Genomic DNA, 19,076 nt, shown 5'->3' on the forward strand with positions numbered 1-19,076 from the left:
CAGAGATTATGGTAAAATAGGAGTAGTTTAGACAGTAGGGGAGAATGAATATGAAACAACGTGGTTTTGAGATTATTTCTAAGTATCAAGAAGAGGGCTTGAGTGTCCCACAACGAGCAACAAAAGGTGCCGCGGGGTATGATTTTCAAGCAGCCGAAACGGTCGTTGTACCAAGTCTTTGGAAGTTACAACAAGCTGGAGAAAATCCCAAACCAATTTTAGTTAAAACAGGAATTAAGGCGTATATGCCTGATTCTGAATATTTAGAATTGGTGAGTCGTTCTTCGAACCCGCTAAAACGGTTCCTACTTTTAGCGAATGGTGTCGGAGTCATTGACAGTGATTATTATAATAACGTGAATAACGAAGGACATATCATGTTCCAATTTTTAAACTTTGGATATGAAGATGTTGTCATTGAAAAAGGTGAACGAATTGGCCAAGGGATTTTTAAGCCGTTTTTATTAGCGGATGATGACCAAGTCGAGGCAGAAAGAACGGGCGGTTTTGGTTCGTCTGGACAAAAATAAAGCCCATTTTTTCAGTAGGCAACGTTATTCAAACCATTTAATAAATGTTAAAATAAACAACAGATAAGGAGATTCTACATGGCAAAAAAAGCAAAAGTTCAATTTGAATGTCAAAGCTGTGGGTATGTGTCTCCAAAATATCTCGGCCGCTGTCCTAATTGTGGACAATGGAATTCGATGGTGGAAGAGGTTATTCAAGATACTTCTGATCGTCGTGCTAGAGTAAGTTTGACTGGTAAAAAGACACAACCACAACGGCTATCTGAAGTCGTACCTAAAAAAGAGCTGCGTGTAAAAACTGAATTAGTGGAGCTGAATCGGGTTTTAGGTGGTGGCGTTGTTCCAGGTTCGTTAGTTTTAATCGGTGGCGATCCCGGAATAGGTAAGTCAACATTGCTCTTACAAGTATCGCAACAATTAGCAGCCACAGGTGGCACGGTTTTATATGTTTCTGGTGAAGAAAGTGCTGAGCAAATTAAATTACGAGCGGAGCGTCTAGGCACCGTCAACGAGACATTTTACTTATACGCAGAAACAGATATGCACGAAATATCACGAGCCATTGAAAAATTAGAACCAGACTATGTCATTATTGACTCGATTCAAACAATGACGCAGCCAGATGTTACCAGCGTTGCTGGTAGTGTCAGTCAAGTCCGAGAAACAACTGCCGAATTATTGAAACTGGCAAAAACGAATGGGATTGCCATTTTTATTGTCGGACACGTAACGAAGGAAGGGTCTATCGCAGGGCCACGGATGTTGGAACATATGGTAGACACGGTTCTTTATTTTGAAGGAGATAAGCATCACACCTTTAGAATCTTACGGGCTGTCAAAAATCGGTTTGGCTCAACGAATGAGATTGGTATTTTTGAAATGCAGACACATGGATTGGTTGAAGTTATGAATCCTTCTCAGGTCTTTTTAGAAGAACGTTTAGAAGGAGCCACCGGATCTTCAATTGTGGTAGCAATGGAAGGTTCACGCCCCATTTTGGTGGAAATCCAAGCGTTAGTTACCCCAACGATGTTTGGCAATGCCAAGCGAACGACCACCGGGTTGGACTTTAATCGCGTTTCTTTAATCATGGCGGTTTTAGAAAAACGGGCAGGCCTTTTATTACAAAACCAGGATGCGTATCTAAAAGCGGCTGGTGGAGTCAAAATTAATGAACCAGCTATTGATTTAGCGTTAGCAATCAGTATTGCTTCTAGCTATAAAGAAAAAGGAACCTCATCTTCGGAATGTTTCATTGGTGAGATTGGTTTAACTGGTGAAATTCGCCGCGTGAATAGTATTGAACAACGAGTGCGTGAAGCGCAAAAACTAGGCTTTACAAAAGTCTATGTCCCTAAAAATAACCTTGGTGGCTGGGAAGCGCCTGAAGGGATTGAAATTATTGGCGTTTCAACAATTGGTGAAACGTTAAGAAAAGTTTTTAAATGATGAAAGTAGAAATAATCCGTTTAGGTTGTTGGTGGCGTATGATTTTTGTACGCCCCACAACGCTAGACGTCTTTATTAAATAAACGAGGAGGATGGCTATATGCAAAAACGAATCATCACGTTGCTGATGATCATTGCTGGTGCAAGTTTAGGAATTTCTCTTTTCCCAATGGCTTGGGAAATGGCTAAGCAAGGCAATAACAGTTGGTTAAACAATAACTTTACGAACGGATTAATCGGTGCAATTATTTTCTTTATTTTATCTTTAGGGTTAGCAAAGTATATTGTTTCCGCTGTCAAAAAAATCGAAGCAGCTTTAAATGAAATGAGTTTAACCTATTTATTATTTGGAAGTATTGGTGCCATCATTGGTTTAACAATTGGCGTCATTATCTCCATTCCAATGTACAACTTACAAATTCCTGTCGTGAATAGTTTACTGCCAATTCTAGTTATGATTATTCTGGGTTACTTAGGTTTCCGAATGGGAACAACACGGATTGAGGAGTGGAAAAAAGTTTTTACACCTCGCCAAAAGAAAGCAAATACGGAAGACACCGAAGGACAAATGTTGGAACGTAAAGTGGAAGACAACTTCCATAAATACAAAATTTTAGACACCAGTGTCATCATTGATGGCAGAATCTACGATATCGCGAAAACAGGCTTTTTAGAAGGTGTTTTGCTCATCCCTAACTTTGTTTTATATGAATTACAATACATTGCTGATTCTGGAGACAGTTTAAAACGGGTGAGAGGTCGTCGTGGCTTAGATATTTTAAATGCTTTACAAAAAGAAGAAGGTATCTCCGTTGAGATGTATGACGGAGATTTCGAGGATATCTCTGAAGTAGACAGTAAATTAATCAAATTAGCAAAATTATTAGATGGCGTGGTTGTGACCAATGACTACAACTTAAATAAAGTCTCTGAATTTCAAAATGTGCCTGTTTTAAACATTAATGCTTTAGCTAATGCTGTGAAACCAGTGGTGATTCCAGGTGAAACGATGAATGTGATGGTTGTAAAAGCCGGAACAGAGCGTCAACAAGGGGTCGCTTACTTAGATGATGGCACAATGGTTGTGGTAGAAGATGGCCAGCATTACATGAATGAGCAAATCGAAGTGGTCGTCACAAGTGCTTTACAAACCGCAGCTGGGCGTATGATTTTTGCCAAACCGGCGCACGCGGGTCGCGGGATTAATGATCGCAAGGATAACCATCCTAAAAACGATAAAAATTAAGCAAAGTGAGGACTTAGTATGATTCGAATCGGTCAAGGTTTTGATGTTCATCAATTAGTTCCGCAACGACCTTTAATTATTGGTGGGGTTACTCTTCCTTATGAAAAAGGTCTGTTAGGTCACTCAGATGCCGATGTTTTAACACATGCAATTATTGATGCAATCCTTGGTGCCGCTGGTCTGGGTGATATTGGGCAACTGTTTCCCGAAACCGATCCACAGTTCAAAAATGCGAATTCTGTAAACTTATTAAAAAAAGTAAATGAAAAAGTTGGGCGGTCGGGCTTTACTATTGGCAATATTGATTGTACAATTTTAGCGGAAGAGCCAAAGATGAGCCCATACTTGGCAGAGATGAAAAAGAATCTAGCCGCGAGTTGCCACTTAGCGGTCACACAAGTGAACATTAAGGCAACGACCATGGAAGCGATGGGCTTTGTTGGTAAAAAAGAAGGAATCGGCGCAATTGCCGTTGCTTTATTGGAAAAATAACTGAAAACGACGTTAAACCGTCTGTTTTTAAAAAATGGAAAGAGGAATGAACATGACGAAAGTTCGTGTGCGTTACGCACCAAGTCCAACTGGACACTTGCACATTGGGAATGCAAGAACAGCATTATTTAACTACTTATTTGCCCGCCACAATGACGGAGAATTTATCATTCGTATCGAGGATACCGACCAAAAACGGAACATCGAAGACGGCGAGAAAAGTCAGTTGGAAAACTTAGCATGGTTAGGGATGGAATGGGATGAATCACCTGCTCATCCGGGAGAATATGGTCCATATCGTCAATCAGAACGTAAAGAAATTTACCAACCATTGATTGATCAATTATTAAGTAGCAATCGTGCGTATAAGTGTTATTGTACGCCAGAAGAATTAGAAGCAGAACGTGAAGCACAACAAGCTCGTGGGGAAATGCCTCACTACGCAGGCACTTGTGCGAATTTAACACCTTCTGAACAAGCAGCCAAAGAAGCGGCTGGTCTAGAACCAGTGATTCGTTTCCGTGTGCCACGTAATACAGAATACAAATTTGATGACATCGTGAAAGGTGAAATTACTTTTGAGTCAGATAACATTGGTGGCGATTTTGTCATCCAAAAACGCGATGGGATGCCAACGTATAACTTTGCCGTTGCAGTAGATGATCACTTAATGAAAATTTCTCACGTTTTACGTGGCGATGATCACATTGCGAACACACCAAAACAATTAATGATTTACGAAGCGTTTGAATGGACACCACCTGTCTTTGGCCATATGACCTTAATCATTAATTCAGAAACTGGCAAAAAATTGAGCAAACGTGATGAAACAATTTTACAATTTATTGAACAATACCGTGAATTAGGTTACTTACCAGAAGCCATGTTCAACTTTATTGCTTTACTAGGATGGTCTCCTGTTGGCGAAGAAGAAATCTTCTCACAAGAAGACTTGATTAAATTGTTTGATGAACAACGCTTAAGCAAGTCACCAGCGGCCTTTGATGCGAAAAAATTAGAATGGATTAACAATCAATACATGAAACAAATGGACTTAGGTGAACTAACAGATATGTGTATTCCTTATTTAGTCGCTGACGGTCGTGTTGAAGAAAATCCATCTCCTGAAAAAATCGAATGGTTAAAACAATTAGTTAGCTTGTATCAACCACAAATGAGTTATGCAGCTGAAATTGTGGAACTATCAAACTTGTTCTTTAATGAACATCCAGTTTTAGATGATGCTGCGAAAGAATTCTTGCAAGGAGAAACAGTGCCAACTGTGTTACATGCGTTTAAAGAACAATTAGAAGCCTTGGACGTTTTCGATGTCCCAAGTATTAAAGCAGCGATTAAAGCCGTCCAAAAAGAAACCGGCGTTAAAGGCAAAAACTTGTTTATGCCAATTCGAATTGCTGTTTCTGGACAAATGCATGGTCCTGAATTAGGCGAAACCATCGAATTATTAGGCAAAGAAAAAGCATTAGATCATTTAAATAAAGTGTTATAAAAACACAAAGAATAGAAGAAGTAGACAAGCAGATGGATTTCAGAGACGCTGTGGGTGGTGAGAACAGCGAGCATCTTTTGTCGAAATGCATCTATGAGTGGCTTTGGTGAAAAAAGTAACCGAAGACGTCGGCAGGCGTTAACTGTATCGAGGCAAGAGCTAGTTCTTGTGAAGAAAAGTGGAACCACGCATGGGCGTCTTTTAAGCAACGTTTTTTTGTTGCTTAAAAGACGTTTTTTATTTTTGTATAGTAGAAAGGAGTTCACCATATGAGTTGGTTGAAACGTAGCGTCGCAGCTGTTAAAAGAAACGATCCTGCAGCGCGGACCACACTAGAAGTTCTTTTAACGTATCCTGGCTTGCACGCCCTGTTTTGGCATCGCTTGTCTCATTTCTTATATAGGCATCAGTTGTTTTTGTTGGCGAAGATTCATGCACAATTTTGGCGTTTCATAACGGGCGTAGAAATTCATCCCGGGGCCACAATTGGTGCGGGGGTTTTTATCGATCACGGCATGGGCATTGTGATTGGGGAAACCGCGGAAATAGAAGAAGATGTTGTTTTGTTTCACGGAGTGACGTTAGGTGGGACCGGTCGTGATACGGGTAAACGCCATCCAACAGTGAAAAAAGGAGCGATGATTTCGGCACGAGCTCAAATTTTAGGGCCAGTGGTGATTGGTGAACGTTCAAAAATTGGGGCGGGTGCTGTTGTTATTTCAGACATCCCAGCAGATGCCACAGCTGTGGGTGTTCCTGCGAAAGTCGTTCGTCTAAATGGAAGAAAGGTGGAAAAAGGGCATGATTAAAATTTATAATACATTGACCAGAGAAAAAGAAGTATTTACGCCAATTGAGGCGCATAAAGTTCGGATGTATGTCTGCGGACCAACCGTGTATAACTATATCCATATCGGTAATGCGCGCAGTGCGATCGCCTTTGATACGATTCGTCGTTATTTTGAATATCGTGGGTATGAAGTGAATTATGTCTCGAACTTTACAGATGTCGATGATAAAATTATCAAGGCAGCTAAAGAATTGAAAATTACTGCGCCGGAAGTGGCGGAGCGTTTTATCAAAGCCTTTGAAGAAGACACGCAAGCATTGAATGTCCAACCAGCAACGTTACATCCTCGGGTGATGGACCACATGCCTGATATCTTAGCTTTCATCGAAGTTTTAATTGAAAAAGGTTTTGCTTATGAGGTCGCAGGTGATGTGTATTATCGCACCCGTAAATTTCCTAATTATGGTAAATTAAGCCATCAATCGATTGATGAATTAGAAGTGGGGGCAAGTCAACGAACTGGCGTTGAACAACAATTAAAAGAAGACCCATTGGATTTTGCTCTTTGGAAAAGTGCCAAAGAAGATGAAATTTCTTGGGATTCTCCTTGGGGGAAAGGACGTCCCGGCTGGCATATTGAATGCTCTGTCATGGCGACAAAACACTTGGGAGAGACGATTGATATTCACGGTGGTGGACAAGATTTAGAATTTCCACATCATGAGAATGAAATTGCACAGAGCGAAGCCAAAACAGGCCATACCTTTGCCAATTACTGGATGCATAACGGCTATGTCACAATTGGTGAAGACGATGAAAAAATGAGCAAATCCCTAGGTAACTTCATTACTGTTCATGAAATGATTCAAAAAGTGGATCCGCAAATTTTACGTTTCTTTATGTCCACCACCCAGTACCGTCGCCCGATTCGTTATAGCGAAAGCACTCTAAAAGAGGCAGCAGCCAATTATCAAAAATTGAAAAATGCGTTTGAAAATTTACGTTTTAGACAAGCAGATGCGGTCGCAAGTTTGCCAGAGGATGAACACTATTTGGCTCAATTAAACGAATTAGAACAACGTTTTATTACGGAAATGGACGATGATTTCAATGCAGCTAACGGGATTACGGTCGTTTATGAATTAGCGAAGATGATGAATCAGTACAGTGAACAAGCGACAGTTTCGGAACCAGTTCTAGTGGCGATGGATAAGCTTTTCAGTGGCTGGTTAGCTATTTTTGGTTTATTCTTTAAAAACGAAGAATTAGTGGACGCACAAGTCGATGCGTTAATTGAAGAACGGAACCAAGCACGGAAAGACCGTGATTTTGCCCGAAGTGATGAAATCCGCGATTTATTAAAAGAACAAGGCATTGTTTTAGAAGATACTCCGCAAGGAACGAGATGGAGAAGAAGTGAATGAGAGATTACAAACAATTAAACGGTTTAGCTTTGGCCTATGTTGGCGATGCGATTTATGAAATTTACATTCGTGATTATTTAGTTTCCTTGGGACAAACGAAACCGAATGTTTTGCATCGCATGGCGACACATTACGTGTCAGCAAAAGCCCAAGCAAGCTTAATGCAAGCGATGTTAGCGGGAGAAATGCTAACGGAGGAAGAAGAAGTGATGTACAAACGCGGTCGGAATGCTAAAAGTCACACCTTTGCCAAAAATGCTGATGTGACGACCTATCGGGTAGCGACCGGTTTCGAATCCTTGATGGGTTATTTACATTTAACACAACAAAAAGAACGTTTAGAAGAATTAATTAACTGGTGTATCAAGAAAGTAGGTGAAACCAATGAAAAATGAAAAATCTCGTCCTTTTAAAAAAGGTAAGAAACGTCCAGAACGTTCAGATAAGCGTTCAAAAGAACGGAACCCACGACCAGCGACAGCAGGTGCTGATGGAACCTCAGAAGAGCTAGCAGATAACTTTGTCTTTGGTTTCCATGCCACTGTTGAGGCGTTGCAGCAAGGACGCGGGAATAAATTGTTTTTACAAGAAGATGCTCGTGGCGAGAAAATTGAGCAATTAAAACAAGCAGCGAAAGAGCAGGCTGTTCCAGTCAAATGGGTGCCTAAAGCAAAATTAGATACGATGAGTGATCACGGCGTGCATCAAGGCATGGTTTTAGCAATCACGGCGTATCAATATTTAACTTTAGAAGAATTATTGGAACAAACAAAAGAAAAGACAGAAACACCATTTTTCCTAATTTTAGACAGTCTAGAGGACCCACATAACTTTGGCTCAATTTTGCGAACTGCTGATGCGACAGGCGTGGACGGTATTATCATTCCAAAACATCGTGCAGTGGGAATTACACCAACCGTAACCAAAGCATCAACAGGGGCCGTGGAACATATTCCAGTGGCTCGTGTAACGAATCTAGCGCAAAGTATTGCAACGCTAAAAGAGAATCAATTTTGGATTTTTGGTACAGATATGTCTGGGACGGATTATCGTCGCTGGAATACACAAGGCGCAATTGCCTTAATCATCGGAAATGAAGGTCGTGGCATGAGTCAAGGTCTTCATAAAGAAGTGGATGAATTATTAACGATTCCAATGACTGGACACGTTCAAAGCTTAAACGCTGGTGTGGCTGCAGGCTTGCTAATGTATGAAGTCTATCGTGGCCGCAACCCATTATAGAAGAAGGCGATTGTATGAAAAAACAATTGTTAATCGTTGATGGCTATAATATGATTGGTGCTTGGCCAGAATTGGTCCAGTTGAAAAAGCAAGAGCGTTTAGAGGATGCGCGTGAACTGCTTCTTAGTCGTCTGTCCAATTATGCCAAATATGAAGGATTGGAAATCATTGTGGTCTTTGATGCCCAATTAGTCCCAGGTATTCAGCAAACGTACAAAAAGTACCTTTTGACCGTGGTTTTCACCAAAGAAGATGAAACAGCAGATAGTTATATTGAACGTCTAGCTGGTGAAAAAAATGATCGTTTAACGCAAGTAACAGTCGCAACGAGTGATTTGGCTGAACAATGGGTGGTCTTTTCACAAGGTGCATTGCGGACTTCGGCCAATGAACTTTACAAAGCTGTCCAGAAAACAGAAAAGACGATTGCCATTCATGCAACGGATATCCATTTCCAGCAATTTCGTCGAAATTCTCCATGGAACGTGGAGCAGTTATCAAAACTTTCTGAGAAGCTAGAAGAATTGTCTCAAAAAAAAGATTAAACAAATGTTCGCTTAAGTCATAAATTTCTAACATGCTATGCTCTCCTAAATCATTCGATACGTTTATCGAAAAGGAGGGCTTTTTATGTTAGAACAGATTCAACAAGCATTAGCAGGAGACCAAGAACAATTTCAAGCCTTATATGGGCAATATCAGCCAGTGATTTATAAGTGCATGAAAAAATACTATTTAAAAGATTATGATACTGAAGACTGGCTTCAAGAAGGGCGAATTGTCTTCTTTCGGACGTTAGAACGATTTGATTCAGAAAAACAAGCATCATTAGGAAAGTTTTTTAAACGAAATTTTGAAAATCACGTACATAGCTTAATTCGCCATCAATGCGCCTATAAGCGGCGAACAGATACCTTGTCTATTTCTCTGGAACAACGATTAGAAAGCGCTGGTGAAGAGTTAGTGGACTATTTAGGGACAGCGGCTACCGACCCATTAGGTCAATTAATGATTCAAGAAAAATTGGCAGCTTTTCCGACACGTCTTTCCTCGTTGGAACAACAAATTTTAAACGCATACTTAAAAGGCTACACGTTAGAAGAAATCGCTAAAGTGCGTGGGGGAACTTTTTCAGCTGTCCGAAGTGCCTATGATCGTGCCAAAGCAAAAATGAAATATACATTAGAAAATGAATAAAAATTCGACAAAACAGCCGGTTTGTCGAGCAAAAGTAGTTGCAAACAGACTTCTAGTATGATAAACTTGAAATTTTTTAAAAAAAGTGATATAATGTTTCTCGAGGTGAATGCAATGCCAACAACGTTATCGTCAATTAAGAAAGATTTGGAAGGCCGTATCGGCAGTGAAATTATGTTAGTTGCTCAGACTGGAAGAAAGCGCCAAACAGAACGTAAAGGAATCTTAACGGAGACTTATCCATCTGTTTTTGTTGTTGACTTGGATCCAGACGAGAACTCATTTGAACGTGTATCTTATAGCTATTCAGATGTTTTAACACGCACCGTTGAAATCGAATTCATCGGTCAAGCCGTATAATTTAGAAAGTCCGCTTAGGAGTGAAGGAAGAGCCCTTCGTTCCTAAGCTCTTTTTAATTTCAGCCATCTGTCGTCAGAGAAAGAGCAATCTTCGGTGTACTTCTTCATGGACATATGATAGAATCTAAAAGATTAAAATGTTGGTAGACAAAAGATTAAGGAAGGTGAATCAGGGAACCGATGGAAATAATCGAACGAGCTCCTGCGAAAATTAATCTTGGGTTAGATGTTCTGCATAAACGTGTGGATGGCTATCATGAAGTTGAATCTATTTTTGCAAGTGTAGATTTAGCCGATCATTTAACTTTTGAAAATCTAGAAGAAGACATCATTCGTATTGAAACGGACAGCTCTTTTTTACCCGTGGATCGACGGAATCATGTCTATCAAGCAGTTGACTTATTAAAGCGTACCTATAATATTCATAAAGGAATTAAAATATATATTGAAAAACGTATCCCCGTGGCAGCTGGTTTAGCAGGGGGGAGCAGTGACTGTGCCGCAGCATTACGAGGCTTGAACAAACTGTGGAATCTGGGGTTGACGATGGACGAACTCTGTGAAATTGGCAGCCAAATTGGTATGGATGTTCCTTATTGTTTAAGGGGCGGAACAGCCTTTGCAAACGGACGTGGGGAGAAAATTGAAGCATTACCGACCATGCCTCAATGTTGGATTGTGTTAGTTAAACCAAGAATTAGTGTATCCACTAGTACCGTTTTTAATGATTTAGCGGTAGATGAATTGCACCATCCAGATATTGCTGGACTAAGAATAGCTATTGAAAATGGTGATTATACTGGGATGACCCAAACGGTCGGCAATGCGTTGGAAAGTGTCACGATTGCCAGACATCCGATCGTGCAACAAATCAAGGATCGCATGCTGAAGTACGGCGCTGATGCAGCGTTGATGAGCGGCAGTGGACCGACAGTCTTTGCTTTATGTGAAAAGAAAACACGAGCACAACGGATTTATAATGGACTTAAAGGCTTTTGTGAAGAAGTTTATTTGGTTCGGACATTGAAATAAATAAGTTCTACGTCTAAATTCGAATTTTAGGCGTAGAACTTTTTTGCTTTATTTAAGTAACTATTTCTTTTTTTTTGCTTTCATAGAACTAATTTCAGATGGGGTGCGTAAAACACCTTCGAAATTTTTCATATTGAAAGAACGACCATACTCGGCTTTTGAAGTACCTAAAATAAACGATATTTTGTATTCGGGAGCATGTATATCGAAATCGTTGACTACATATTGGAATTTTAAATTATTATCTAACGGAATTTCATTTTCTGGTTTATCGACATATACGTAAGGCTGAGAAATTGGAAAGTTAACATTTCTGTCTTTAATTTCCCCCGTAATAGTTAGTATACTATCTTTTATAATATACTTAAATTTAAGTTGTGGAGCATAATTAATATACTCAGAGATACCATAACTATCCGAGATTTTCTTTTTATAAGCAACTGGTGAATTTTGTTTTACATATTCAAAAAATTCATTTTCTTTTGAAGAAACGGATTCGGTTTTAACGATATCTTTATAATGAATAAGTTGAATATCTTCTGTAAAATAGAATGGATCCGGTTCAAAAATTGAAATCAGTACTGATTGTCCAGAGGCTATGCCTAACTCATTTCGTTGTTTATGTTGTATATCTTTAAAGAGGTAAACATGTCCATTTTTTGAAGTTATTTTCTTTAGTTCTGTCATTAATTTTTCCTCAATTTTCTATAGTTTGTAATTAGTTCATAAAACTGATTACCATTAAATTTATAAATATCAACCCCTTTTTCACGTAACTCTATATATTTTAGTTCTTTACTGCTGTGCTTTCCGTCTTTAAGTTGGGAAGAAATTTGAATACCTTGGATAAAGTAATCAGTCTTGGCAGATAAACTTGACGATACCCTACCGCCATGTTGTTTTATCAGTGTTTCAATTTGTTTACGGTTATATTTAGAATCATCAAATGCCCCCGTTACTACAAAAGACATTCCTTCAAAAAAAGGTGTAGTATCATCATCTAATTCAAAAGAGTCCAAGCTACTTTTCTTAAGAGTAGAGCTTTTTTCTTGAGGTTCTATCTTTAATAATTCCATAAATACAATTGCAGATATCCTAACATCATTCAATGCATTATGTGAAATCGCATCGATACCAAAAAGTAATTTCAATGTAGTTAATTGATTGTTTACAGCCCCATGCTTTCGTGTGGCTGCAAAATAGCGAGTATCATAAATTTCATGTCCTTCTGCAATATTATATCCTTTTGCTTTTAAAAAAGGAAAGTCAAAACTTTTTATATTATGTCCAACTAGAATCGTATCTCCTAAATAATCAAAAAGATAAGGCATAACTTCATCTAAAGTTGGCGCATTTAGTACTTGGTCATTAGTGATTCCTGTTAATTTGGTAATTTCATCTGGAATGTAGTCACTATTTACCAATGTATCAAAATAATCAACTTCAATACCATCAACGTATCTTGCAGCTGATATCTGAATAACAGCATCCTGATGGAAGTCTAAACCTGTTGTTTCAATATCAAAAGCAATAAACTCTTTAACTTCCGTTTGCATTATATTTCACCGCCTAGCGAATATAGAATTTTATCAGCTAACTTTCTTCGTTCAGTATTGAAAGAATCATTGGAAGAATTATTATGCTCTTCAATAATATAAAAGTATTTATGTACTAACATTTCTCCTAGTTCAGTCAGTACATAAGTATTATTTTCTTCGGAGATAACGTTAGCTTTGATGAATAGTTTACGTTGTTTAATCATATCTACTCGATAGATACGCTTGAAATATTTTGGTATATATTTATCAGTTGATTTGCCACGGGAAGAGGTTGTCCACCATAGAGCAATAATCTCACCTGCTGTAGGTCTCTCAATTAAAAAAATATTAGGATCTTTTGGAGGAATTCGACGAATTGACTTTTTATATTGTTCTTGGTCGGTTATTTGGACATACGGATTTTTCATTATCAATACCACCTATAATTTTTTGTTTAGAAAATCGCATTATTCAATATAAGGAAGCGCTATCAATAAGGTGAAAATCGAAAGCGCTTTCTATAAAGGCTGCCATATGACTCTTAATGTTTCATATTATACAGACTTCTTTTTTTGTAGTCAATCGTGTATGTTTTCCTTAATAAGGATGTTCCTTTGCTTTTTATAACTTTGTTTAAATAAAATTTGTTTTTATTCCTTGACGTCCCGTGATCCATTTGGTACATTATTCCTGGCAAATCGTAAATATTACGGTTTATAATAGGTAAATCGAAAAGAGGACAGAACATGACGAAAATCTACCGCCGTTTGATAATCGGCGTTACTTTAGCAATCAGTGCTTTTCTTTTAGCTAGCTGTGGGCAAACCACACAATCGCCAAAAGAGAAGAAAGAGCTCACGGTAATGACTACTTTTTATCCGATGTACGACTTCGCAAAACAAGTCGTTGGTGATGAGGGAGAGGTTGAGCTGTTGATTCCAGCTGGAACGGAACCACACGATTATGAACCAAGCGCAAAAGACTTAGCGAAAATTACTGATGCGGATGTCTTTGTTTATAATAGTAAAGAGCTAGAAACTTGGGTTCCGAATGTTATTGAAAACTTGGACACGAAAAAAGTTTCAATCGTGGAAGCCAGTCAATCCATTCAATTGATGCAAGGAACAGAAGAGGAAGAATCTGGCGAAGAAGGTCATGAAGGCCATAACCATTCTCACGAACTGGATCCGCATGTCTGGTTAGATCCCGTGTTAGCGCAAAAAGAAGTGATAGCGATTCGGGATGCGCTTATCAAAAAATATCCTGAGAAAAAAGCCGTATTTGAAAAAAATACCGCTGCTTATTTGGAAAAATTGACTGCGCTAGATAAGGAATACCAAGCTGCATTTGCAGGCGCTAAAAATCGGACCTTTGTGACGCAACATGCTGCATTTGGCTATTTGGCAAAACAATATGACTTGACCCAAGAACCGATTGCTGGGATTTCTCCAGACCAAGAACCTTCGCCAAGTCGTTTAGCCGAATTAAAAAAATATATTAAAACAAACAATGTTTCTGTGATCTATTTTGAAGCATCGGCTTCTACAAAAGTAGCCAAAACATTGGCAGATGAAACAGGCGTCGAATTAGCCGTATTGAATCCTTTAGAGAGTTTAACTCAAAAAGAACAAGAAGCAGGCGAGAACTATGTGTCTGTCATGAAAGAAAACCTCGCCGCTTTACAAAAAAGCATTCATTAATCTGGCAACAGAAAGGAGCCAACTTATGCATTATATTGAAGTCGAAAATTTAACCTTCTATTATGATGATGAACCTGTTTTAGAAGATGTTTCTTATTATGTTGATCCAGGGGAATTCGTTATTTTAACAGGAGAAAATGGCGCTGCCAAGTCAACGCTGATCAAAAGTACCTTAGGGTTATTAAAACCAACAAGTGGCAAAATTACGGTCGCTAAAAAAAATAGTGCTGGTGAAAAAATCAGCATTGGCTACATTCCACAACAAGTCGCTTCTTTCAATGCGGGCTTTCCTAGCACCGTCATTGAATTAGTACGTTCAGGTCGCTTTCCCAGAAATCGTTGGTTCAAACCGTTGACGAAAAAAGATCATCTTCATGTGGAAAAAGCTTTGAAATCAGTGGACATGTGGGAAATGCGCCACAAACGAATTGGCGAGCTTTCTGGAGGGCAAAAGCAACGAATTAGTTTAGCACGAGTGTTTGCGACCGATCCAGATTTATTTATTTTAGATGAGCCAACAACAGGTATGGATGAACAATCGCGAAACGAATTTTATCAATTGTTGCAACACAGTGCGCATGAACATGGAAAAGCTATTTTGATGATTACGCATGATCATGAAGATATCAAAACCTATGTGGATCGTCAAATTCGTCTTGTCCGCAAAGAAGATTCGAAATGGCGTTGTTTCCATATGAGTGAAGAATCGTATACGTAAATTTTCCAATAAAACGTTATCTGGCTCGATAATAACGAAAGCCTAGGAACGGCTTAAAGAAATGTGGGAAAAATTTAAAAAATAAGCAGGAATTAAAAAAATAATTCGCTTAAACGTCGCTACAATGGTAGTGTTCATTTTAGCGGTAAGGAGTGAATCGTATGGCAGAAATGCTTTCTTATGCATTTATGCAAAAGGCCTTTTTAGCAGCACTGTTTATCTCAGTGATTGCCCCAATGCTCGGCGTCTTTCTAGTTATTCGCCGACAATCTTTAATGGCAGATACCCTTTCACATGTGTCATTAGCCGGTGTGGCACTAGGCTTCTTTTTTAATTGGAATCCTAATTTAATGACCTTAATTGTCGTGATTGTGGCTGCAATCATTCTAGAATATTTACGAATGATTTATAGCACCTATTCAGAAATTTCGATTGCTATTTTAATGTCAGGCGGTTTGGCTTTGGCGTTAGTTTTAATGAATTTAACAGGAGGCAATTCAGCTGCTAGTATTCAATCGTATTTATTTGGTTCCATCGTCACGATTACGTGGGATCAAGTGGTTATGTTGGCAATTTTATTCGTAGTTTTAGTTCTATTGTTTATGTTATTTAAACGTCCAATGTATGTTTTAACATTTGATGAAGATACTGCTCATGTTGATGGGCTACCTATTCATTGGATGTCGATGCTTTTTAATGTAATTACTGGTGTGGCGATTGCTGTGATGATTCCGATCGCGGGAGCCTTGTTAATTTCAGCAATTATGGTCTTACCAGCTGCGATAGGTATGCGAATTGGTAAAGGCTTCAACACGGTGATCATCATCAGTGTGTTTATGGGCTTGATTGGCATGCTAACAGGGTTGACTAGCTCGTATTATTTGGAAACACCACCGAGTGCAAGCATTACCCTAATTTTTATTGGTTTATTCTTATTAGTCAATATTTATCGCCGAGTGGTTGTTATGGTCCAACGAAAACAAAAAATGCAAAGAAACTAAGGAGAAAAACGAAAGTTTTTCTCCTTTATTTCTTTTTTTTAAAAGAAATGGCGAACTATTTTCAGTTATTTGAAAAAAATCCTCGAATTTTTCGGTTAAACCCCTTATAATAAGGAACGATAGAATGAAAAGGAGTGACGAATTTGAAAATTCGGAGAAGTGAACGATTAATCGATATGACCCAATATCTTTTAGATCATCCCCATACATTGGTTTCTTTGACATATTTTGCTGACCGATACCAATCTGCCAAGTCTTCCATTAGTGAAGATTTAGCAATTGTTAAAAAAACATTTAAAGAACGTGGAACAGGTATTTTAGAAACGATTCCAGGCGCTGCAGGCGGTGTCCGCTTTATCCCTGAAATTCCTTATGAGGAAGCGGAGCAGTTGATTATGGATTTATGTGATCGTTTGTCAGAACAAGATCGCTTATTACCTGGGGGTTATGTTTATCTTTCAGATTTACTTGGGGAACCGAATTTATTAAGACAAGTGGGCCGGATTATTGCTTCTAAATATTTAGGCAAACAAATTGATGCGGTAATGACCGTTGCGACTAAAGGAGTGCCAATTGCGCAAGCTGTGTCTTATTACTTAAATGTTCCGTTTGTGATTGTTCGTCGCGATTCTAAGATTACTGAAGGTTCAACGGTGAGCGTGAACTATGTATCAGGGTCTTCAGAACGTATCGAAAAAATGGAACTTTCAAAACGCAGTTTAAAACGCGGCTCAAAAGTTTTAGTCGTGGATGACTTCATGAAAGGCGGCGGCACCGTCAATGGTATGAAGAGTATGATTGAAGAATTTGAAGCAGAACTTGTGGGCATTACCGTTTTTGCTGAGTCAAAATTCAATGGCCGTCGTGCAATCGATGACTACACTTCGCTATTATATGTGGAAGATGTGGATACACAAACAAAAACGATTAGCGTAGTCCCAGGAAACTATTTCACAGAGAAATAATTTGAAAAAGAAACTGAAAATGGTCCATTCCATTTTCAGTTTCTTTTTTTCTGTTTTATTCCTTTAAAAAAAGATGAGAAAATAAATTGGTCTACCTTTTAAATGCCTTATTTTGTTGAAAAAGACAAAAGAGTAAGATAAACTAGAAAAGGTATAATGAGGACGATTTAGAAGAAAATCAAACAATTTAGTTAATTTGAGGTGGCAAACGTGGAAAATAGATACGCAATTATTTTAGCAGCTGGTAAAGGAACACGCATGAAATCTAAACTTTATAAAGTATTGCATCCAGTTGCTGGTAAACCAATGGTCGAACATATTTTAGATCAAGTAGAACAAACAGAACCAACAGAAATCGTGACGATCGTTGGACACGGGGCGGAAATGATTAAAAGCCATTTAGGCGAACGTAGTCAATATGCCTTACAAGCTGAACAATTGGGAACTGGGCATGCAGTCATGCAAGCACAAGAGTTATTAGGTGGCAAACAAGGAACAACATTAGTTATTACAGGGGATACGCCGTTATTAACTGCAGAAACCTTGAAAAACTTATTCGATTACCATCAAGGTAAAAATGCAAGTGCGACTATTTTAACAGCGCATGCGGAAGACCCAACAGGCTATGGTCGAATTATTCGTGATCATGTGGGCATTGTTGAACGAATCGTGGAACAAAAAGATGCCAGTGAAGAAGAAGCACGTGTTCAAGAAATTAATACAGGAACCTTCTGTTTTGATAATGAATCATTGTTTGAAGCGTTAGCGAAAACAGATACAAACAATACACAAGGGGAATACTATTTAACAGATATCATTGAAATTTTGAAAAAAGAAGGCAAAGCTGTCGCTGCTTACCAAATGGCAGACTTTGACGAAGCAATGGGTGTAAATGATCGTGTTGCTTTATCCACTGCTAATAAAATTATGCATCGTCGTTTAAATGAAATGCATATGCGAAATGGTGTTACATTTATTGATCCAGACACAACGTATATTGATGAAGGCGTGGTAATTGGTTCAGACACAGTCATTGAAGCGGGAGTCACTATCAAAGGAAAAACAGTGATTGGCGAAGATTGCTTGATTGGCGCACATTCAGAAATCGTTGATAGTCATATCGGCAATCAAGTGGTTGTTAAACAGTCTGTGATTGAAGAAAGTGTGGTTCGCGAGGGGGCCGATGTGGGTCCGTATGCACATTTACGTCCTAAAGCAGATGTGGGGGCAAACGTACACATTGGTAACTTCGTGGAAGTAAAAAATGCAACAATCGATGAAGGAACAAAAGTGGGCCATTTAACATACGTTGGTGATGCAACATTAGGCAAAGATATTAATGTCGGTTGCGGCGTTGTTTTTGTTAATTATGATGGCAAAAATAAACACCAAACAGTCGTGGGTGATCACGCGTTTATTGGCTCTGCAACGAACATTGTTGCGCCAGTCACGATTGGTGATCATGCGGTGACTGCTGCTGGTTCAACCATCACAGAAGATGTCCCTTCAGAAGATTTGGCGATTGCCCGGGCACGTCAAGTGAATAAAGAAGGCTATGCTAAAAAGTTACCTTACATGAAGGATTAACCTCAAATAAAAAAGAACGCTCTTTTGCTTAAGCAAAAGAGCGTTCTTTTTCCTCCTTAAAGACTAGACCAATTTCTGCTAATATTTGTTTAGAGGCATTCAAGGACTAGACCAATGCTGTTTATTCGGTATTTTTAGTTATTTTTTTCAAAAAAATAGTTTTTGTTCTGCTTTTCCAATATAAAAAGACTTTCTTTTTTATAAAGTTCGTGTTTTGGTCAAAATTACTATTTTTTTCACAAACAAATCCGCTGTATTGTCCAAAAATAAAAACAATTTACAGGAAAAACATCTT

General features: G+C 38.6%; 21 protein-coding genes and 1 other annotated feature. Of the genes, 18 read left to right on the forward strand and 3 right to left on the reverse strand.

Features of this window, described 5'->3' with window-relative positions; genetic code table 11:
• Nucleotides 1-44: 44 nt before the first annotated feature.
• The 13 genes from IGJ46_RS00210 (at nucleotide 45) to ispE (ending at nucleotide 11,272) form a co-directional block, all read left to right on the forward strand.
• Nucleotides 45-530, forward strand: a complete 486-nt coding sequence (locus IGJ46_RS00210; protein WP_218391346.1) for a dUTP diphosphatase — start codon at nucleotides 45-47, stop codon at nucleotides 528-530.
• 78 nt (nucleotides 531-608) lie between these two features.
• The gene (gene radA, locus IGJ46_RS00215; RefSeq protein WP_218391348.1) at nucleotides 609-1,979 is read left to right on the forward strand and encodes a DNA repair protein RadA; all 1,371 of its coding nucleotides are present in this window, start codon (nucleotides 609-611) and stop codon (nucleotides 1,977-1,979) included.
• A 100-nt stretch (nucleotides 1,980-2,079) separates the two neighbouring features.
• Nucleotides 2,080-3,225, forward strand: coding sequence for a PIN/TRAM domain-containing protein (locus IGJ46_RS00220; protein WP_002368622.1), 1,146 nt, complete (start codon nucleotides 2,080-2,082; stop codon nucleotides 3,223-3,225).
• An 18-nt stretch (nucleotides 3,226-3,243) separates the two neighbouring features.
• Nucleotides 3,244-3,717, forward strand: coding sequence for a 2-C-methyl-D-erythritol 2,4-cyclodiphosphate synthase (ispF, locus tag IGJ46_RS00225; RefSeq protein WP_002356052.1), 474 nt, complete (start codon nucleotides 3,244-3,246; stop codon nucleotides 3,715-3,717).
• Between the two features lie 52 nt (nucleotides 3,718-3,769).
• Entirely contained in the window at nucleotides 3,770-5,227 is a 1,458-nt protein-coding gene (gltX, locus tag IGJ46_RS00230; RefSeq protein WP_002381335.1) for a glutamate--tRNA ligase, read from the forward strand.
• Nucleotides 5,226-5,432 (forward strand) — a binding site (T-box leader). (Overlaps the previous gene by 2 nt.)
• Before the next feature lie 64 nt (nucleotides 5,433-5,496).
• Nucleotides 5,497-6,036: a serine O-acetyltransferase EpsC gene (epsC, locus tag IGJ46_RS00235; RefSeq protein WP_002356054.1), complete on the forward strand. Its 540-nt coding sequence runs from the start codon at nucleotides 5,497-5,499 to the stop codon at nucleotides 6,034-6,036.
• Nucleotides 6,029-7,441 (forward strand): cysteine--tRNA ligase, encoded by a 1,413-nt coding sequence (gene cysS, locus IGJ46_RS00240; protein ID WP_002359235.1) that lies wholly within the window; start codon nucleotides 6,029-6,031, stop codon nucleotides 7,439-7,441. Before epsC ends, cysS begins: the two co-directional genes overlap by 8 nt.
• The gene (locus tag IGJ46_RS00245) at nucleotides 7,438-7,836 is read left to right on the forward strand and encodes a Mini-ribonuclease 3 (RefSeq protein WP_002356056.1); all 399 of its coding nucleotides are present in this window, start codon (nucleotides 7,438-7,440) and stop codon (nucleotides 7,834-7,836) included. Before cysS ends, IGJ46_RS00245 begins: the two co-directional genes overlap by 4 nt.
• On the forward strand, nucleotides 7,826-8,683 hold the full coding sequence (rlmB, locus tag IGJ46_RS00250) for a 23S rRNA (guanosine(2251)-2'-O)-methyltransferase RlmB (RefSeq protein WP_002356057.1): 858 nt from the start codon (nucleotides 7,826-7,828) through the stop codon (nucleotides 8,681-8,683). Before IGJ46_RS00245 ends, rlmB begins: the two co-directional genes overlap by 11 nt.
• Nucleotides 8,684-8,697: 14 nt before the next feature.
• Nucleotides 8,698-9,228, forward strand: a complete 531-nt coding sequence (locus IGJ46_RS00255) for an NYN domain-containing protein (RefSeq protein WP_002356058.1) — start codon at nucleotides 8,698-8,700, stop codon at nucleotides 9,226-9,228.
• A gap of 85 nt (nucleotides 9,229-9,313) precedes the next feature.
• Nucleotides 9,314-9,880: a sigma-70 family RNA polymerase sigma factor gene (locus IGJ46_RS00260; RefSeq protein ID WP_002356059.1), complete on the forward strand. Its 567-nt coding sequence runs from the start codon at nucleotides 9,314-9,316 to the stop codon at nucleotides 9,878-9,880.
• A 57-nt stretch (nucleotides 9,881-9,937) separates the two neighbouring features.
• Complete coding sequence (locus IGJ46_RS00265; RefSeq protein ID WP_002383497.1) at nucleotides 9,938-10,240, forward strand: Veg family protein; 303 nt, start codon at nucleotides 9,938-9,940, stop codon at nucleotides 10,238-10,240.
• Between the two features lie 180 nt (nucleotides 10,241-10,420).
• Nucleotides 10,421-11,272 carry a 4-(cytidine 5'-diphospho)-2-C-methyl-D-erythritol kinase gene (gene ispE / locus IGJ46_RS00270; protein WP_002356061.1) on the forward strand — a complete coding sequence of 284 codons (852 nt, stop codon included), beginning with the start codon at nucleotides 10,421-10,423 and terminating at the stop codon, nucleotides 11,270-11,272.
• A 60-nt stretch (nucleotides 11,273-11,332) separates the two neighbouring features.
• Here the strand turns inward: ispE and IGJ46_RS00275 are convergent, their stop codons facing one another.
• From IGJ46_RS00275 to IGJ46_RS00285, 3 genes are read right to left on the reverse strand one after another with little or no spacing between them, the layout of a single operon-like run.
• The gene (locus IGJ46_RS00275; RefSeq protein WP_002361477.1) at nucleotides 11,333-11,959 is read right to left on the reverse strand and encodes a hypothetical protein; all 627 of its coding nucleotides are present in this window, start codon (nucleotides 11,957-11,959) and stop codon (nucleotides 11,333-11,335) included.
• Entirely contained in the window at nucleotides 11,959-12,828 is an 870-nt protein-coding gene (locus tag IGJ46_RS00280) for an exonuclease domain-containing protein (protein ID WP_002361478.1), read from the reverse strand. Before IGJ46_RS00280 ends, IGJ46_RS00275 begins: the two co-directional genes overlap by 1 nt.
• Entirely contained in the window at nucleotides 12,828-13,238 is a 411-nt protein-coding gene (locus IGJ46_RS00285; RefSeq protein ID WP_002387446.1) for a hypothetical protein, read from the reverse strand. The genes IGJ46_RS00280 and IGJ46_RS00285 overlap by 1 nt, the downstream gene beginning before the upstream one ends.
• A gap of 318 nt (nucleotides 13,239-13,556) precedes the next feature.
• Here IGJ46_RS00285 and IGJ46_RS00290 point away from each other — a divergent pair, with 318 nt between their 5' ends.
• From IGJ46_RS00290 to glmU, 5 genes are all read left to right on the forward strand, one after another.
• Nucleotides 13,557-14,510, forward strand: a complete 954-nt coding sequence (locus IGJ46_RS00290) for a metal ABC transporter substrate-binding protein (RefSeq protein WP_002383496.1) — start codon at nucleotides 13,557-13,559, stop codon at nucleotides 14,508-14,510.
• A gap of 25 nt (nucleotides 14,511-14,535) precedes the next feature.
• The gene (locus IGJ46_RS00295; RefSeq protein ID WP_002356064.1) at nucleotides 14,536-15,228 is read left to right on the forward strand and encodes a metal ABC transporter ATP-binding protein; all 693 of its coding nucleotides are present in this window, start codon (nucleotides 14,536-14,538) and stop codon (nucleotides 15,226-15,228) included.
• 161 nt (nucleotides 15,229-15,389) lie between these two features.
• Nucleotides 15,390-16,229, forward strand: a complete 840-nt coding sequence (locus tag IGJ46_RS00300; protein ID WP_002383493.1) for a metal ABC transporter permease — start codon at nucleotides 15,390-15,392, stop codon at nucleotides 16,227-16,229.
• Between the two features lie 143 nt (nucleotides 16,230-16,372).
• A complete protein-coding gene (purR, locus tag IGJ46_RS00305) occupies nucleotides 16,373-17,194 on the forward strand; it encodes a pur operon repressor (protein ID WP_002381336.1) in 822 nt (273 codons plus the stop codon).
• Between the two features lie 201 nt (nucleotides 17,195-17,395).
• Complete coding sequence (gene glmU, locus IGJ46_RS00310; RefSeq protein ID WP_002356067.1) at nucleotides 17,396-18,781, forward strand: bifunctional UDP-N-acetylglucosamine diphosphorylase/glucosamine-1-phosphate N-acetyltransferase GlmU; 1,386 nt, start codon at nucleotides 17,396-17,398, stop codon at nucleotides 18,779-18,781.
• Nucleotides 18,782-19,076: the final 295 nt, after the last annotated feature.

It is taken from the genome of Enterococcus sp. AZ120 (genome assembly GCF_050546165.1).
GTDB classification, from domain to species: domain Bacteria; phylum Bacillota; class Bacilli; order Lactobacillales; family Enterococcaceae; genus Enterococcus; species Enterococcus faecalis.

Bases quoted from the DNA above. Each gene is read 5' to 3' on its own strand.
- IGJ46_RS00210 (WP_218391346.1), top strand. From the start codon at position 45: ATGAATATGAAACAACGTGGTTTTGAGATTATTTCTAAGTATCAAGAA.
- radA (WP_218391348.1), top strand. From the start codon at position 609: ATGGCAAAAAAAGCAAAAGTTCAATTTGAATGTCAAAGCTGTGGGTAT.
- IGJ46_RS00220 (WP_002368622.1), top strand. From the start codon at position 2,080: ATGCAAAAACGAATCATCACGTTGCTGATGATCATTGCTGGTGCAAGT.
- ispF (WP_002356052.1), top strand. From the start codon at position 3,244: ATGATTCGAATCGGTCAAGGTTTTGATGTTCATCAATTAGTTCCGCAA.
- gltX (WP_002381335.1), top strand. From the start codon at position 3,770: ATGACGAAAGTTCGTGTGCGTTACGCACCAAGTCCAACTGGACACTTG.
- epsC (WP_002356054.1), top strand. From the start codon at position 5,497: ATGAGTTGGTTGAAACGTAGCGTCGCAGCTGTTAAAAGAAACGATCCT.
- cysS (WP_002359235.1), top strand. From the start codon at position 6,029: ATGATTAAAATTTATAATACATTGACCAGAGAAAAAGAAGTATTTACG.
- IGJ46_RS00245 (WP_002356056.1), top strand. From the start codon at position 7,438: ATGAGAGATTACAAACAATTAAACGGTTTAGCTTTGGCCTATGTTGGC.
- rlmB (WP_002356057.1), top strand. From the start codon at position 7,826: ATGAAAAATGAAAAATCTCGTCCTTTTAAAAAAGGTAAGAAACGTCCA.
- IGJ46_RS00255 (WP_002356058.1), top strand. From the start codon at position 8,698: ATGAAAAAACAATTGTTAATCGTTGATGGCTATAATATGATTGGTGCT.
- IGJ46_RS00260 (WP_002356059.1), top strand. From the start codon at position 9,314: ATGTTAGAACAGATTCAACAAGCATTAGCAGGAGACCAAGAACAATTT.
- IGJ46_RS00265 (WP_002383497.1), top strand. From the start codon at position 9,938: ATGATAAACTTGAAATTTTTTAAAAAAAGTGATATAATGTTTCTCGAG.
- ispE (WP_002356061.1), top strand. From the start codon at position 10,421: ATGGAAATAATCGAACGAGCTCCTGCGAAAATTAATCTTGGGTTAGAT.
- IGJ46_RS00275 (WP_002361477.1), bottom strand. From the start codon at position 11,959: ATGACAGAACTAAAGAAAATAACTTCAAAAAATGGACATGTTTACCTC.
- IGJ46_RS00280 (WP_002361478.1), bottom strand. From the start codon at position 12,828: ATGCAAACGGAAGTTAAAGAGTTTATTGCTTTTGATATTGAAACAACA.
- IGJ46_RS00285 (WP_002387446.1), bottom strand. From the start codon at position 13,238: ATGAAAAATCCGTATGTCCAAATAACCGACCAAGAACAATATAAAAAG.
- IGJ46_RS00290 (WP_002383496.1), top strand. From the start codon at position 13,557: ATGACGAAAATCTACCGCCGTTTGATAATCGGCGTTACTTTAGCAATC.
- IGJ46_RS00295 (WP_002356064.1), top strand. From the start codon at position 14,536: ATGCATTATATTGAAGTCGAAAATTTAACCTTCTATTATGATGATGAA.
- IGJ46_RS00300 (WP_002383493.1), top strand. From the start codon at position 15,390: ATGGCAGAAATGCTTTCTTATGCATTTATGCAAAAGGCCTTTTTAGCA.